Below are 14,764 nucleotides of genomic sequence, written 5' to 3'. Positions count from 1 at the left end.
GATTCCAGGATGTTGCGGTTGCCTTTTCAAACAGTCTCCAGGGGGTAGAGAGCCATGGCCGGGCGGTCCACCACCACGGCGGCGGGTCCGCAGGGGCCAGTGTCGCCCCGTACCGTACGTTATCGCGAGGGGCCGCATCAACTGGTGCGTGGCGACTGCCTGAAGGTCCTGCGCCGGATGCCTGCGGACAGTGTCGATGTCGTGGTGACATCGCCGCCGTACAATATCGGCCTGCGTTACAGCACCTATAACGATACCTTGGACGAGCAGGGCTATCTTGACTGGATGGTGGCCATTTCGCGCCAGGTCCGGCGCGTGATGAAGCCCGACGGGTCGTTCTTCCTCAACATTGCCGGGTCTTCGGCGCAACCATGGCTGCCGTTCGAACTGATGGTACGGCTGCGCGCGTTGTTTGCGTTGCAGAACCACATAAGCTGGGTGAAGTCGATTTCAATCGGGGCGGAGACGTTCGGCCATTTCAAGCCGGTCAACAGCCATCGCTATCTTCACCGTAACCACGAACACCTGTTTCACCTGACCCGTTCGGGGCATGTGAACCTGCAACGGCTGGATGTTGGTGTCCCGTATATGGACAAATCGAACATTGTGCGGCGCGGGCATCGGCAGGACCGGCGCTGTCGGGGGGATACATGGTTCGTCCCGTATGAAACGGTACAGGGCAAGGCGCAGAAATATAACCATCCCGGCACGTTCCCCGTCAGCCTGCCGCAGATGTGCATCCGCCTGCATGGTCGGCCGGATGCGGTCGTGCTTGATCCGTTCATGGGCACCGGCACCACCATTGTCGCCGCCCTGCGTGAAGGGGCGCGGGGAATCGGGATCGACCTCGACAGCGGATATGTCGAGATCGCGCGCGAACGCGTGCGCGCGGCCCTGAAGGAAAGCGGAGCGGGAGAGTGATGCCCCGTTATTGATTTTTTCACTTGTTTTCATTGAAACGATTATTTTGACAAATGCTCCACCGATACGTCAGAACACGCCTGAACACAGACGGGGGAATAAAGGGACATGTCGGTAAGGAAGGCGATTCTGGGGATCGTGGCCGTCGGGGGCATCGCATATGGTGGTACTGTCGCCTATCTGACCCATTTCGATCATGAAACGGCGCCCGCGCCCGCCGGGGCCAATGTCGATGCGGTTTCGGCCACGGCGCTGAATGTCCTGCGCGAGGCACGGTGTGATTACTGCCATGCGGCCAAGGTGGAACTGCCGTTCTATTTCAAGGTGCCGGTGGCCAACCAGTTGATGAACCGTGATCGTGATCAGGGGCTGCGCCATTTCCGCGTCGAACCCGTGATCGAGGCGTTGCAGACCGGCAAGGTGCCAGGTGAGGAAGCCATGGCCCGCATCGAGGAAGTGGTGCGCCAGAACCGCATGCCGCCCTCGCTTTACCTGCTGATGCACTGGCATGCCCATATGTCCACCGAACAGCGTGATGCCGTACTGGCATGGATTGCGCAGGAACGGCGCGAACATTATGCGACATCGGGGGTTGCCGCGCGCTTTGCCGCCGAACCGGTGCAGCCTGTGCCTGCCGCCCTGCCGGTGGATGCGAACAAGGTGGCGTTGGGGCAACGGCTGTTCTTTGAAAAGAAGCTGTCGGAAAATGGCGAACTGAACTGCGCCAGTTGCCACAGCCTGCAACATGCGGGCATGGATGGCCTTGTGACCGCGACGGGCATCTTTGGCCAGAAGGGGCCGATCAATGATCCGACGGTGTTCAATGCAGCATTGAACCAGAGCCAGTTCTGGAATGGGCGGGCCGCGACGTTGGCGGATCAGGCGGCCGGACCTGTGATGAACCCGTTGGAAATGGGATCACATGACTGGGGTGCCGTGGCCGATCGCCTGCGGGCCGATCCGACTTATGTTGCGGATTTCCAGACCGCATTTGGCAGCGCGGACATCAACCAGGATACGATTACCGCTGCCATTGCTGAATTCGAAAAGACACTGCTGACACCCGACAGCCGCTTTGACCAGTATCTGAAGGGGGATGACACTGCGCTGAATACGCAGGAAAAGCATGGCTACGAACTGTTCAAGACTGTTGGCTGCTCTGGCTGTCATACCGGTGCGTCCATGGGTGGGCAGGCGTTCGAGGTCATGGGGCTGGAAGGTGATTACTTCGCCGCGCGTGGCGGGGCCGTGACCGATGCGGACAAGGGGCGCTTTACCGTGACGCACCAGCCGCAGGATATGGAACGTTTCAAGGTGCCGAACCTGCGCAATGTGGCCCTGACGGCACCATATTTCCATGATGGCAGCATCAAGACGCTTGATGGCGCGGTGCGCGAAATGGCGCGTTACCAGACGCCCGACCATGATATTTCCGATCAGGACGTGACCGATATCGTTGCGTTCCTCAATACCCTGACCGGCAAATACCAGGGGCAGACCCTGACTCTGGGGCAATAAGAGACACGCCCTTGCGGGCATTGTTCACAGTGTTTTTGGACCCCGCCGCATCATGTGGCGGGGTTTTTTGATGCCGGTATGACAGTATGCCATGATAAGGGAAGGCGACAGAGCGACAGAGCGACAGAGCGATAGAGAGACCGGGCGGCCGGGCGACAGGGTGATGTTTCGTTACGCGTCATCAACTGCCGGGGAAACGGGATCAGCGGGCGCGGGAGGAAGGTCAAGGTGCAGCGGCGTCGGATACTCAATCAGGATGAGCAGGCGCTATGGGCGGCCTTTACGCACGATATCTCCCCCTTGCGCACGGCCCGTGCCTCGGCACGTGTCCTGTCACGCACACCGCAATCGCCCCCATCCGCGCCGGACGGAGGCTTGCCTGCGCCAGAGTCCGCGACGCCAGCGCAGGGCGTACGACGTCTTAATGCCCCTGAACTGCATCATCGGCCCGCCCATGGCCGGGCGGATCATGACCGTATGCTTGAAATCGGGGTCAGGCGTCCCGGTCTGGATGATACAAGCTGGCGTGGGCTGGTCAGTGGACGGTTGCGGCCGCAACGGCGGCTGGACCTGCATGGACAGATCGCACAGACGGCGTTCTATCGGCTGCATACCTTCTTGTTGCAGGCGCGTGCTGACAACGTACGGTGCGTTGAAATCATTACCGGGTTAGGCAGTGGCGCCAATGGCGGCATCCTGCGGCGCGAACTGCCATTATGGCTGGGGCGGGCCGACCTGCGGCGTTTCATCCTTGCGGTGGTGCATCCACATGCGGCCAATCAGGGGGCGGTGCGCATCCTGCTGCGCCGACAGCAACGTCCCTAGGGCAGGGCGCGATTGTGGGAATGATGCGGGTTTTTGGCGGAATTTTTTAAAAAGCGCCGAAAATATCCTGTCGTTTTAAAGGCAGGGCAACACGCATGAACTTCTGTCGCCCCTTGGGAAGACTGTTTGGGAACAACCTATGGAATAATAAAAATTCCGGGGCGGTATCTTGCTGCCAAAAAACGACGCCTTGCAAAGTGTATCGGGAAAAGCTTGGCCAGAAAATTTTAGGCTTCCAGTCGGTTGCTGGACCTCCCGTCTTCAACCGTCCGTTAAAGAACGTCGCCCGGATTTGTATGTCTGCGGATGGTTTCTATCCCATCCGCCAGTCTGGCAGGTGGGTCGAAAGCCACCGGCGCAGCGCCATGATGGAGGTCACGTCCCCCGCCATCTGCCGCAATGGGCCGGTGCAGGCCGTCGCATCAAGCAGTTTGCGTCCCGTGCCGCTGGCCATTGTGCGGATGTCCGTGCTGTCGATGGCGAGGTCGCAGGCATGGCGCCATTCCGCGACCAGCGTCGGGGGCGTCAGCATTGGCAGGACAAGCCCGATATCAAGTGCCGCCGCCGCGGACAGCGCCGTCCATGCCCCATATAACAGTGATGACAGCGCCGAATGGTTTTCACGCAGCAGTACGTCATGCATGAAGGGCACGCGCTGCCCCCCGATTTCCAGCGGGACGCTGTCGGTCAGGGAAAACAGCGCAGGATAACCGTCATGCGACAGCGCCTCGATCGCCGTGCGTGTTTCGGCAGAACCCTGCGGGTCGAGGATCTGTATCACATCGACCTGGTTGTCACGCAATGCTGCGATCGCGTCTGTCACACTGGCCAGGCCGGGCACGGGAATGGGGCGCAGGCCGAACATCGTCATGCCCAGAACGGTCGGCAGTTCAATGCCCGTCAGGGTGGAAACCGCGATGCGCACCGGGCGGTCGCGCATGAAATTTTCGATGTTGCGGTGAAGCTGCGCATGCCCGATCACCACAGGTGACAGCAGGCTGAAGAACAGGGGCAGCCAGCGCGAATAATCGAAATGGATGCGCGCCTCGCCCGATAATGCGGCGACAAGTGCCGCCCCTGGCACCGCAAGCGCCGTGGTCCCGTCGGGGGTGGTCTGGGTATCGAACAGGTTGGCGGCCGTGACGCCGTCCTGACCCACGGTCATGCGCGTTGAAATCACCTGACCATGACCAAAACCGCGTTCGAGTTCCGGGGCAAGAAGCCCCCCCCACCGTCCGGCCGTGCTGCCCTTGTCCCCCCCGATCAGTAATTGGGGATTGGTGACGGATTGCGCCTGCACCGGCAGGCGCTTGGGGGGGAGTTCCGAAGCCCCCGCCCGTCCCGCCAGCACCGCCGCCCCAAGGGGCAGGGCCGCCAGCAGGAGATCCCGGCGCCGCATCACATGCCCGCCCGGCGGTCTGCGCCGGGCGGGGCATGGGGAGGATGGGTCATCAGGGGGGGCTGGGGACAAGTTGTGGCTACTCCGCATGTCGGGATGGTGGAACCGGGATGCTGGCCGCGGATTGCGGCAGTCGTGCGGCCAATTTAGGGCCAGCGTACCTCCGGGGGAAGGCTCATCAGGATGGCTTCGGTATTCCCGCCGGTTTTCAGGCCGAACAGGGTGCCGCGGTCATGCAGCAGGTTGAACTCCACATAACGGCCGCGCCGGACAAGCTGTGCCTCACGCTGATCGGGGGTCCAGGGTTCCATCATGCGGCCACGCACGATGTCGGGATAGGTTTCAAGGAAGCCAAGCCCCACGTCGCGGGTAAAGGCGAAATCGGCATTGGCATCGCCACTGTGCAGGCGGTCATAGAATATTCCGCCAAGCCCGCGTGCCTCGTCCCGATGGGGCAGGTAGAAGTATTTGTCGCACCAGTCACGAAAGCGCGGGTAATATTCCGGGTCATGGCGTTCGCATGCCGTGCGGAACCCGTCATGGAAACGCGCGGCGTCGGCAATGGCCTCGGCGCTTTTGGGGAACATCGGCGTGATGTCGCCACCGCCGCCGAACCACCCTTCGGTGGTGACGATCATGCGGGTGTTGAAATGCGCGGCGGGGACCAGCGGGCTGCACATATGCGCAACAAGGCTGATGCCGGTCGCAAAGAAGCGCGGATCTTCGGCGGCGCCGGGAATGGTGTGGCGGAATTCGGGGCTGAAGGTGCCCGACACGGTGGAAACATTGACCCCCACCTTTTCAAACACCCGCCCGCGCATCAGGCTGATGACGCCACCACCACCGGGGGAACCATCCTCGTTCGCGCCACGGTTCCATGACGTGCGTTCGAAACGTCCCGGTGCGGTCCGCGCGCCCAGGGTGGGGGCGTTGTCGCGGGCGGCGTCATCCTCGATCTGTTCAAAGGCGGCGCAGATACGGTCGCGCAGGTTTTCGAACCATGTGCGGGCCGCCTCTTTCATGGCGTCGTGGGCAAGGGGCGGGCGGGCATTGGTCATTTGTATCATTCTTCAGGTCTGGTCCGTGATTGGGTATGGGTGCCTGTTTGTCCTTTCGATTGCAAGACAGGTCGTGCCGCCGCTAGGAAAAGGCAACAATGGCGGCTATGTTCGGCACCGGATGCACGCACGGGGCCTTGCCCGGTGCCGCCATGGATATGACCGGACCAAGATGCTGCCTTTTCCCGCCTGTGACGAAGCCTGACGCCAGATGATACGTGCCGCGCCATTCCCGCCACGCATCGTGCCGCGCGCGATGCGGCGTGCCGCGATCTGTCTTTCCCTGCTGTCTGTTGCTGCCGGGGCCGCCGGAGCCATCGGGCCAGCCAGTCAGGCACATGCGCAGTCCGCAAATCCTGTCCCCTCCCATGCGTGGAGCTTCAGCGGCCCGCTGGGCACTTTCGACATGGCGGCGGTGCAGCGTGGATATGCGGTGTATGACCATGTCTGTTCCGCATGCCACGGCATGACGGCGCTGACCTATGGCGATCTTGGCGGCATGGGCCTGACGGAGGAGCAGGTCGCCCGCATCGCCCATGCCCACCGCGTGCCCACGGGGGGGGATGCGGCGGGCAAGCCGGTGACACGCCCCGCGACCGCCGATGACCATCTGCGCTCGCCCTATGCCACGCCCGCGCTTGCGGCGGCGGCCAACCATGGTGCCCGCCCCCCCGATCAGTCACGGCTGGAGGTTGTCTATCCCGGTGGGGCCAGCCGCATCCGCGCGTTGCTGCTGGGGTATGGGCAGGCGCCCCCCGCCGGGATGCAGGTCCCGGCCGGAAGTTTTTACAACCCCTATGCCGCCAATGGCATGATCGCCATGCCGCCGCCCCTGCATGATGGCGGCGTGACCTATGCCGACGGCACGGCCCCCACCACGGCGCAGCAGGCCGATGATGTCGTCACCTTTCTGACATGGGCGGCCCGTCCCCATCTGGAGGAACGTCACCGCACGGGTGTGCGTGTCGTCGTATTCCTGCTGGTCCTGCTTGTGCTTACCTTTTGCCTGAAACGGAGAATATGGTCCGATGTCCACTGAACCCGCCCACCCGTCTGATGTGATCGAGCCTGTCATCGGCCTGATCGGAGGCTCCGGCCTGTATGACATCGAAGGGCTTGAAGACAAGGAATGGCGTACGGTCGAAACACCGTGGGGCAAGCCGTCGGACCAGTTGCTGTTCGGCAGGCTTGATGGCGTGCGCTGCGTGTTCCTGCCGCGCCATGGTCGTGGTCACCCGTTGCCGCCGACGCGCCTGAATTACCGTGCCAATATCGACGCGCTGAAGCGTTCGGGGGTGACGGATATCGTGTCGCTGTCCGCCGTGGGGTCACTGAAGGAAGAGCTGCCGCCGGGGCATTTCGTGGTCATTGACCAGTTCATCGACCGCTCTTTTGCGCGTGAAAAGACGTTTTTCGACACAGGCTGCGTTGCCCATGTCGGTATGGCCGACCCGCTATGTCCGCGTATCGGTGACGTGCTGGAGGGGCAATGCCGGGCGCTGGGTCTGGATGTCACGCGCGGTGGCACATATCTGGTGATGGAGGGGCCGCAGTTTTCCACCCGTGCCGAAAGCAACCTGTACCGGTCCTGGGGATGCTCGGTCGTGGGCATGACCAACATGCCCGAAGCCAAGCTCGCCCGTGAAGCGGAGATCTGTTACGCCACCGTTGCCATGGTAACGGATTACGACTGCTGGCATGACGACCATGACAGTGTGACCGTCGATGCGGTGGTCAAGGTGATGCAGGAAAACTCCAGCCGGGCGCGTGCGCTGGTGCGTGCGGTCATCCCGCAGTTGGGCAAGCCGCGTGGCCCGTGCCATGCCGGGTGCGACCGTGCACTGGAACATGCCATCATCACCGCACCCGACCGTCGCGATCCCGCCCTGCTGGCAAAGCTTGATGCGGTTGCGGGACGCGTGCTCGCACGGGGCTGAGGCAGGTCCTGCCCGTCCCGTGCGGTCTATTGCCGCAGGGGACGGGACTTTTGGACGTCTTGGACGTGATGTGGGCAGAGTATTGCGACAGGGGCAACCGGAAGGCGGGCAACAGGAAGTTTCGGGAGAGCACCTGAAAAAGCCGTCCCGGAGTTCCTGGCGGTCTGTTTGCAAGGCGTCGCCTGCTTAACAACAAGGCAACGACTCAAGAGATTGTCTGAAAACACATCATTGATAAAAAAACAGGAAAAGTTTTTGGGTGCCGCCTTTTTTTAAAAAGGCGGCGTCTTCTGAAGCTTTTTAGAAAAGGCTTCACAAAAAACATTTATAATTTCAGTAGGTTATCAAGTATAACTTTCAAACAGTCTCTCAAAAAATCTTTTCCACTTCCTTAAATCAAGGGGGCTGCCAAGCCGCAGTCGCGGCATCCCGGTCGCATGCCCCCCGCAGGGTATTGCGCCTACAGCCAGTGTTCAAAGAAGCTGAGGGTGCGTTGCATCGCCAGCGTGGCCGCCGTTTCGTTGTAGCTGCTGCGGTCGGTGCAGCCGAACCCGTGGTCCGCACCTTCATAGACAAAAATCTCGATATCTTCGTGCGCTGCGCGGATGGCGTCGATGTCCCCGGCAGGGATATGGGCATCATCGGCCCCGAAATGCAGTTGCACGGGACAGTTTGGAACCCGTGCGCGTTCCGCCGCGATACCGCCTCCATACCATCCCACCGCCGCGGCGAATGTGGTGGTGCGGCATGCCGCCTCCCATGCCAGTGTGCCGCCCCAGCAGAACCCCATGACGCCCTTCTTTTCCGTTGTCAGCACATCGGCGGCGGCGGCAAGGTCAAGCAGCGTGCCCGCAAGTGGTACCCGCGCCCGCAGCGCCAGCCCTTCCTTCATCCCCTCGGCGGAATAGGGCAGGATGGCGTCGCGCTGCGCACGATCGAAGATCGCAGGGGCGATGACCTGATATCCTTTGGTCGCCAGTTCATCGCAGACCGCGCGGATATACGGGGTAATGCCAAAGATCTCCTGCACCACGACGACGGCGCGCGCCGCATCTGGCCGCCCCGCGCGATAGGCGGACAGTGTGTGCCCGTCCGTGGCGGTAAGGGTGATGATCGATCCCATATATGTCTCCCCCATAATTGATTGGTCATGCGCGATGGAACGGCCCCATGCGACCGTTGGTGAATGCAGGACCTATATCACATCCATGCCTTTGCCTGACACCGGCAGTGCCGGGGGTGTGATGGCGGTGTATCCGGGACTCGGGCCGGGGCGCGGTGGCGCAGGGGACGCATGCAGTCCGTGCGGGCCAGAGACAACGATGTGCAGGAGGATGGGTATTTTCGTAATTCATTGATATATAATGATATATTTGTGGATTTCCTGCCTTTTTCTGGTAATCCCCGCAGGCGTTGGGGAAAGTTGGCCAGGAATCTTGGTGCTTCCCTTGACACCTAAAAGAGGTCTTCCTATCTGCTCTTTAGCACTCTCATGAGGGGAGTGCTAACGCGATGCGGCCTGGCGCGCGCGCCAAACCGGTGGCGTTGCTTAATTCAAGGGCGTTACCTTTTTTAGATTATGGAGCGATCCATCCAATGACGAAATTTCGTCCCCTGCATGACCGCGTGGTTGTCCGTCGCCTCAAGGGTGAGGAAAAGACAGCCGGTGGGATCATCATCCCCGAGACCGCCAAGGAAAAGCCGATGGAAGGCGAGGTTATCTCGGTCGGAGCGGGCGCCCGCAACGAACAGGGCCAGATTGTCGCCCTGGACGTCAAGGCTGGTGACCGCGTGCTGTTCGGCAAATGGTCCGGCACCGAAGTCACGATCGACGGCGAAGAGCTGCTGATCATGAAGGAAAGCGACATCATGGGCGTTGTTGCCTGAGCGTCGTACGCCTGAACCTGATCCGATTACATAACCTTTCCTGACTGGAGAAACTGAAATGGCTGCCAAGGACGTAAAGTTCGGCGATGAAGCACGTCGGCGCATGCTGCGTGGCGTGGATATCCTGGCCGATGCGGTCAAGGTAACACTGGGTCCGAAGGGACGTAACGTCGTCCTCGACAAGAGCTTTGGCGCACCGCGCATCACCAAGGACGGTGTTTCGGTCGCCAAGGAAATCGAACTGGCTGACAAGTTCGAGAACATGGGCGCGCAGATGGTGCGCGAAGTCGCCAGCAAGACCAACGACATTGCCGGTGACGGCACGACCACCGCGACCGTCCTGGCGCAGGCGATCGTGCGCGAAGGCGCCAAGGCTGTTGCCGCCGGCATGAACCCGATGGACCTCAAGCGCGGTATCGACAAGGCCGTCGGCGCGGTTGTCGAGGAACTGAAGAAGAACACCAAGAAGATCACGACGCCTGCCGAAACGGCGCAGGTCGGCACGATTTCCGCCAATGGCGAAAAGGAAATCGGCGAAATGATCTCGCAGGCCATGCAGAAGGTCGGCAGCGAGGGCGTGATCACCGTCGAGGAAGCGAAGGGCCTGCACACCGAACTCGACGTTGTCGAGGGCATGCAGTTCGATCGCGGCTACATCTCCCCGTATTTCGTGACGAACGCGGAGAAGATGACCGTCGATCTGGACAGCCCCTATATCCTGATCCACGAAAAGAAGCTGTCGTCGCTGCAGCCGATGCTGCCGCTGCTTGAGGCCGTGGTGCAGTCGGGCCGTCCGCTGCTGATCATCGCCGAAGACGTCGATGGCGAGGCGCTGGCGACCCTGGTGGTCAACAAGCTGCGTGGCGGCCTGAAGATTGCTGCGGTGAAGGCACCGGGCTTTGGTGATCGCCGCAAGGCGATGCTTGAGGATATCGCGATCCTGACCGGTGGCCAGGTCATCAGCGAAGACCTGGGCATCAAGCTCGAAAGCGTCACGCTGAACATGCTGGGCACCGCCAAGAAGGTGCATATCGACAAGGAAAACACCACGATCGTCGAGGGTGCGGGCGAAGGCGAGGCCATCAAGGGCCGTTGCAGCCAGATCCGTGCGCAGATCGAGGAAACCACGTCCGATTACGACCGTGAAAAGCTGCAGGAACGCCTGGCGAAGCTGGCCGGTGGTGTTGCCGTGATCCGCGTCGGTGGTTCGACCGAGGTCGAGGTGAAGGAACGTAAGGATCGCGTCGATGACGCGCTGCATGCGACCCGCGCCGCGGTTGAAGAAGGCATCGTTCCCGGTGGTGGCACGGCGCTGGCGCGTGCGTCCACGACGCTGGCTCACCTGCATTTCCACAACGAGGACCAGCGCGTCGGTGCGGACATCATCCGCAAGGCCCTGCAGGCCCCGCTGCGCCAGATCGCCCACAATGCAGGCGAAGACGGTGCGGTCATCGCTGGCAAGGTGCTGGAAAACGAAACCTATGCATATGGTTTCGATGCGCAGGAAGGTACCTACAAGGACCTCGTCGCGGCTGGCATCATCGACCCGATGAAGGTCGTTCGTACCGCCCTGCAGGATGCAGCGTCGGTTGCAGGCCTGCTGATCACCACCGAAGCGATGGTGGCGGAGCGTCCGGAAAAGAAGGCCCCCGCGATGCCGGAAGGCGGAATGGGCGGCATGGGTGGCATGGGCGGCATGGATTTCTGATCCATTCCACCCCGGAAAGGGGGCAGGGCGGTTTCCGGCCGGGATCGCCCGCCCCGTTTCCCAGACCCTGCGGAAACGCGAAAGAGGGGGAAGGCGGCATGTCCGCCTTCCCCCTTTTTTTATGTCCGGGGGCATTTTTTTTAGAGATGCGATTTGACAAGGGGCAGCTATTCATGCTGCCCCTATAGACAGCACGAACGACGTGAAATCCGACTGGGTGTTTTTTCCGGATGCCCTGTTTTTTTCATGACCGTAAAGGCGAGAGCCCGAATTCCCGGTATTGGGACCGGCAAAGAGGCGCAGGAGAGTATATCGGCTATGGCAACCGGAAAAGTTAAGTGGTTCAACGCGACCAAGGGTTTTGGATTCATTATGCCTGACGATGGTGGCAAGGACGTGTTCGTGCACATCACCGCAGTGCAGGCGGCAGGCCTGCGTGGCCTCGATGAGAATCAGGCTGTCAGCTACGACATCACGATGGAACGCGGCAAGGCAGCGGCAAGCAACCTTAAGCCGCTGTAAGCCTTCGCGGGCTTGCCGAAGGATCACGGCGCTGGCGGGGTGTCTGACGTCCCGTCACCGGTTTGAAGGAACCGTGTGATCTCTCGCGCCGCATGGGCCAGTCCCATGCGGTGGACCGCGACCCCTGGCGGGAACGCGGAAAGAAGGCGCGACGGGGTGCGCCGGTCCAGCAGGACAAAGACCCCACGGTCCGTTTCGCTACGGATCAGGCGACCAAAGGCCTGGCGCAGGCGCAGGCGCGCGATGCGGTCATCATATCGCGATGGCGCCCCACCCGACAGATGGATGCGTCGTTCACGATGCAGGATATCGGGACGCGGCCATGGCACGCGTTCAAAGACAACCAGACGCAGGGCCTGTCCGGGCACATCCACGCCGTCACGCATGGCGTCGGTCCCCAGCAGGCATGAATTGTGTTCGCTGCGGAAAATATCCACCAGCGTCGCGTTATCCATCGGGTCCACATGTTGCGCATAAAGCGGCAACCCCGCCATTTCCAGCGGCCCAGCCAGGCGCGCATGAACGTCGCGCAATCGTGATATCGCCGTGAATAGCCCCAGCCCCCCACCCCCCGAAGCCTCGAACAGGGTGCGGTATGCCCCCGCCAGCGAGGCCGGATCGTCATGGGCCACATCGGTGATGATGAAGGCGCGGCTCTGTGCCCGGTAATCGAACGGACTGGCCAGTGAGGCGCGCAGCGCGGGCATGGGCAGGTGTGCCGCCCCCGAACGCGCTTCCGCCGCCTCCCACGCGCGTTCGGCCTCTTCGTGGTTCGTGGTGTCGTTTTCATCACGCAGGGTGGCCGATGTCACCAGCAGCCCATGCGCCGGGGCGGCCAGCACGGCGGAAAAGGGAATGGTGGGGTCCAGCCAGTGGCGATAAAGCCCCACGTCACGCTCGCCAGGTTTTTGGCCTTCACGTCGGTCAAGGCGGATGAAGTCGATATATTGCGGCACCTGTCCCGGTTCGGTGGCATGTTCCGTGCCCACCGCCCCCAGCATCGCGGCCCAGCCATCAAGCCGTGCCAGCGCGCGTTTGCGGATGGCGCGGATTGCGGCCTCGATCCGTTCACGTGACCCGCTGTCCAGCGTATCCGAATCATCCTCCAGCCGCTCCCCAAGTCGGCTGACCAGCGTGCGCAGGGGGGTAATCAGCCGTTCAAGCGCCCGTGCCAGCGTGCGCGCGGCCTCGACAAGGGGTTCGGGCACGGGATGAAGGTCACATTCCACCGCGCCACGCCGGGGGGAGGCTGGGCCACCATGCGTGCGTGCCAGCGCCTGCCTGCGCAATAGCAGCAGCAGGGCTTCGGTCGGGTTCGACAGGACCGGTTCTTCAATCCTTTCGGGCATGGCGGCCTGCGGTGGCAGGGCCGGTGATTCGGGCTGGGGATCGTCGTCAGGCGGCTGCGTATCGGACTCGGCCAGGCGGGCGGACCAGCCGGGGGCGGGCAGGGCATGGGCGGCCATCAGGGCGGCATCAAGCGGGGTCTCAAGCTGCGGCATGCCGACCACGAGGTCATCGAGCCGCCGCTTCAGCCCGCGCGCACGTGATCGCGCCCCTTCGGCGCCCAGCAGCCAACGGCGCAGTTCGGCGGCCTCCAGCCCCGACAGTTCGGTGGAAAACGCGCTGTCGGCGGCATCCATCAGGTGGTGCCCCTCGTCAAAGACATAACGCGTGGGGATATTGTCCTCGTTGCTGGTGCCGGCCCCGTCGAGGGCATGCCATGCCGCCTGTGACATGACGAGGGCATGGTTTGCGATCACCAGGTCGGCCGTGCGGGCGCGGCGGATGGAATGTTCGACAAAGCAGCGCTGGTAATGCGGGCATGCGCCGTGGATGCACTCCCCCCGCCGGTCCGCGATCCCCGCCAGCAGGCCACGCCCGAACAGGTCGCCAAACCATCCGGGCAGGTCGCCACCCGCGATGTCGCCATCCGCGCTTTGCATTGCCCAGCGCGCGATCAGGCACAGTCCGATCATCGCCCCTGCCGCCTTGGGGCCGCGCGACAGGGCGATATTGACCGATTCTTCCATGTTGAGGAGGCACAGGTAATTTTCCCGTCCCTTGCGGATCACCACATGTTCGCGGCGCACGGCGGGTTCGGGATACAGCCGCGCCAGTTCCGATTCGATCTGGCGTTGCAGGTGGCGCGTATAGGTGCTGATCCACACCGCCGCGTCGTTACGCCTGGCCCATACGCTTGATGGCGCGATATAGCCCAGCGTCTTGCCCGTGCCGGTCCCTGCCTCTGCCAGGACCATGTGCGGTGCGCCGCGCTGCGCACGCGGGGCAAAGGCAGCGGTGGCGACATCGGCGAAATCGGCCTGTCCCGCACGGGTTCGCGCGTTGGGGCCGAGGATTTCGCCCAGTCGTGCGCGGGCCTCCGCCGGGGTGACGGGATGCGGGCCGGGTGGCGGCCGTGGGGCTGTATCCTCCCACTTTGGCAGGGTGCGCCATACCCGGATGGCGTCATTGGGCTGGAGCGGTTCGGGGGGAAAGGTCGCGCCGACATGCAGGGCGTGGCACACGCTGTCGCCCCAGGCCCATCCCATCTGGCGCATCTTGAACGCCAGTGCGGCCATCATCGGGCCATGGGGACCATCATGTTGGCGTGCGATGCGTTCGAGCAGTTCGGCCGCCATGTCCATCAGCAGGTCTGCTTCTGCCCCCTCGACCTGGGCGCGCGGGAAATCGAGGGCACGTGCCAGCCCGCGCACCGTGGGCGGGACCGTTCGTGCAGGCATGGCGAAGGCGAACAGTTCCAGCAGGTCCAGCCATGGTGTGGGCTGTCCCGGGGGCGGCAGGTCGAGCCTGCGCGCGGTGGCGGGGGCGTGGATGACCACCGGGGCGGGCCAATGCCGGAGTTCGCGCCGCACGTCCTCATGCGACAGCGACAAGATCTCGCCGTCGGGTGTCAGGACGGAACAGGTGTCGTGTCGGACAATCAGGGCAGGCGCGGTATCCGGCAGGGACGGGATGGCTGTCATGA

12 protein-coding genes are annotated in these 14,764 nt (G+C 62.6%); 8 read left to right on the top strand and 4 right to left on the bottom strand.

Translation table 11 applies throughout. The features are described 5' to 3' along the window. Positions 1–54: 54 nt before the first annotated feature. The 3 genes from IFJ82_RS12240 to IFJ82_RS12230 all read left to right on the top strand — a co-directional run bounded on the left by IFJ82_RS12240 (position 55) and on the right by IFJ82_RS12230 (position 3,264). Positions 55–921: a DNA-methyltransferase gene (locus IFJ82_RS12240; protein ID WP_003618186.1), complete on the top strand. Its 867-nt coding sequence runs from the start codon at positions 55–57 to the stop codon at positions 919–921. Positions 922–1,029: 108 nt separating this feature from the next. Further along, positions 1,030–2,439, top strand: a complete 1,410-nt coding sequence (locus tag IFJ82_RS12235) for a cytochrome-c peroxidase (RefSeq protein ID WP_192264770.1) — start codon at positions 1,030–1,032, stop codon at positions 2,437–2,439. A gap of 228 nt (positions 2,440–2,667) precedes the next feature. Beyond that, positions 2,668–3,264, top strand: coding sequence for a Smr/MutS family protein (locus tag IFJ82_RS12230; RefSeq protein ID WP_192264768.1), 597 nt, complete (start codon positions 2,668–2,670; stop codon positions 3,262–3,264). 313 nt (positions 3,265–3,577) lie between these two features. On the opposite strand, the gene IFJ82_RS12225 is transcribed toward IFJ82_RS12230, so the two are convergent. Beyond that, positions 3,578–4,663, bottom strand: coding sequence for a hypothetical protein (locus IFJ82_RS12225; RefSeq protein WP_062808693.1), 1,086 nt, complete (start codon positions 4,661–4,663; stop codon positions 3,578–3,580). Between the two features lie 146 nt (positions 4,664–4,809). After that, positions 4,810–5,721 carry an oxygen-dependent coproporphyrinogen oxidase gene (hemF, locus tag IFJ82_RS12220; RefSeq protein ID WP_062808694.1) on the bottom strand — a complete coding sequence of 304 codons (912 nt, stop codon included), beginning with the start codon at positions 5,719–5,721 and terminating at the stop codon, positions 4,810–4,812. Positions 5,722–5,932: 211 nt separating this feature from the next. Here hemF and IFJ82_RS12215 point away from each other — a divergent pair, with 211 nt between their 5' ends. Continuing rightward, positions 5,933–6,760 carry a cytochrome c1 gene (locus tag IFJ82_RS12215; protein WP_062808695.1) on the top strand — a complete coding sequence of 276 codons (828 nt, stop codon included), beginning with the start codon at positions 5,933–5,935 and terminating at the stop codon, positions 6,758–6,760. Beyond that, positions 6,750–7,658 (top strand): S-methyl-5'-thioadenosine phosphorylase, encoded by a 909-nt coding sequence (locus IFJ82_RS12210; protein ID WP_003618197.1) that lies wholly within the window; start codon positions 6,750–6,752, stop codon positions 7,656–7,658. The genes IFJ82_RS12215 and IFJ82_RS12210 overlap by 11 nt, the downstream gene beginning before the upstream one ends. 460 nt (positions 7,659–8,118) lie before the next feature. Here the strand turns inward: IFJ82_RS12210 and IFJ82_RS12205 are convergent, their stop codons facing one another. Then, positions 8,119–8,781, bottom strand: a complete 663-nt coding sequence (locus tag IFJ82_RS12205; protein ID WP_192264766.1) for a dienelactone hydrolase family protein — start codon at positions 8,779–8,781, stop codon at positions 8,119–8,121. A gap of 473 nt (positions 8,782–9,254) precedes the next feature. Here IFJ82_RS12205 and IFJ82_RS12200 point away from each other — a divergent pair, with 473 nt between their 5' ends. From IFJ82_RS12200 to IFJ82_RS12190, 3 genes are all read left to right on the top strand, one after another. After that, on the top strand, positions 9,255–9,545 hold the full coding sequence (locus IFJ82_RS12200; protein WP_003618201.1) for a co-chaperone GroES: 291 nt from the start codon (positions 9,255–9,257) through the stop codon (positions 9,543–9,545). 58 nt (positions 9,546–9,603) lie between these two features. After that, positions 9,604–11,253 (top strand): chaperonin GroEL, encoded by a 1,650-nt coding sequence (gene groL, locus IFJ82_RS12195; RefSeq protein ID WP_003618202.1) that lies wholly within the window; start codon positions 9,604–9,606, stop codon positions 11,251–11,253. Positions 11,254–11,571: 318 nt separating this feature from the next. After that, positions 11,572–11,775, top strand: a complete 204-nt coding sequence (locus IFJ82_RS12190) for a cold-shock protein (protein WP_003618203.1) — start codon at positions 11,572–11,574, stop codon at positions 11,773–11,775. Between the two features lie 23 nt (positions 11,776–11,798). Here the strand turns inward: IFJ82_RS12190 and IFJ82_RS12185 are convergent, their stop codons facing one another. Further along, entirely contained in the window at positions 11,799–14,762 is a 2,964-nt protein-coding gene (locus IFJ82_RS12185) for an ATP-dependent DNA helicase (protein ID WP_040511634.1), read from the bottom strand. Positions 14,763–14,764 lie beyond the last annotated feature (2 nt).

Origin of the sequence: Novacetimonas hansenii, assembly GCF_014843995.1 — a bacterium.
Lineage (GTDB): Bacteria > Pseudomonadota > Alphaproteobacteria > Acetobacterales > Acetobacteraceae > Novacetimonas > Novacetimonas hansenii.
The sequence above is the reverse complement of the archived record's forward strand: the minus strand, read 5'-3'. Positions and strand labels throughout refer to the sequence as shown.

Coding starts and splice junctions, on each gene's coding strand:
- IFJ82_RS12190 (WP_003618203.1), top strand. CDS start 11,572: ATGGCAACCGGAAAAGTTAAGTGGTTCAACGCGACCAAGGGTTTTGGA.
- IFJ82_RS12240 (WP_003618186.1), top strand. CDS start 55: ATGGCCGGGCGGTCCACCACCACGGCGGCGGGTCCGCAGGGGCCAGTG.
- hemF (WP_062808694.1), bottom strand. CDS start 5,721: ATGACCAATGCCCGCCCGCCCCTTGCCCACGACGCCATGAAAGAGGCG.
- groL (WP_003618202.1), top strand. CDS start 9,604: ATGGCTGCCAAGGACGTAAAGTTCGGCGATGAAGCACGTCGGCGCATG.
- IFJ82_RS12205 (WP_192264766.1), bottom strand. CDS start 8,781: ATGGGATCGATCATCACCCTTACCGCCACGGACGGGCACACACTGTCC.
- IFJ82_RS12235 (WP_192264770.1), top strand. CDS start 1,030: ATGTCGGTAAGGAAGGCGATTCTGGGGATCGTGGCCGTCGGGGGCATC.
- IFJ82_RS12225 (WP_062808693.1), bottom strand. CDS start 4,663: ATGCGGCGCCGGGATCTCCTGCTGGCGGCCCTGCCCCTTGGGGCGGCG.
- IFJ82_RS12215 (WP_062808695.1), top strand. CDS start 5,933: ATGATACGTGCCGCGCCATTCCCGCCACGCATCGTGCCGCGCGCGATG.
- IFJ82_RS12185 (WP_040511634.1), bottom strand. CDS start 14,762: ATGACAGCCATCCCGTCCCTGCCGGATACCGCGCCTGCCCTGATTGTC.
- IFJ82_RS12200 (WP_003618201.1), top strand. CDS start 9,255: ATGACGAAATTTCGTCCCCTGCATGACCGCGTGGTTGTCCGTCGCCTC.
- IFJ82_RS12210 (WP_003618197.1), top strand. CDS start 6,750: ATGTCCACTGAACCCGCCCACCCGTCTGATGTGATCGAGCCTGTCATC.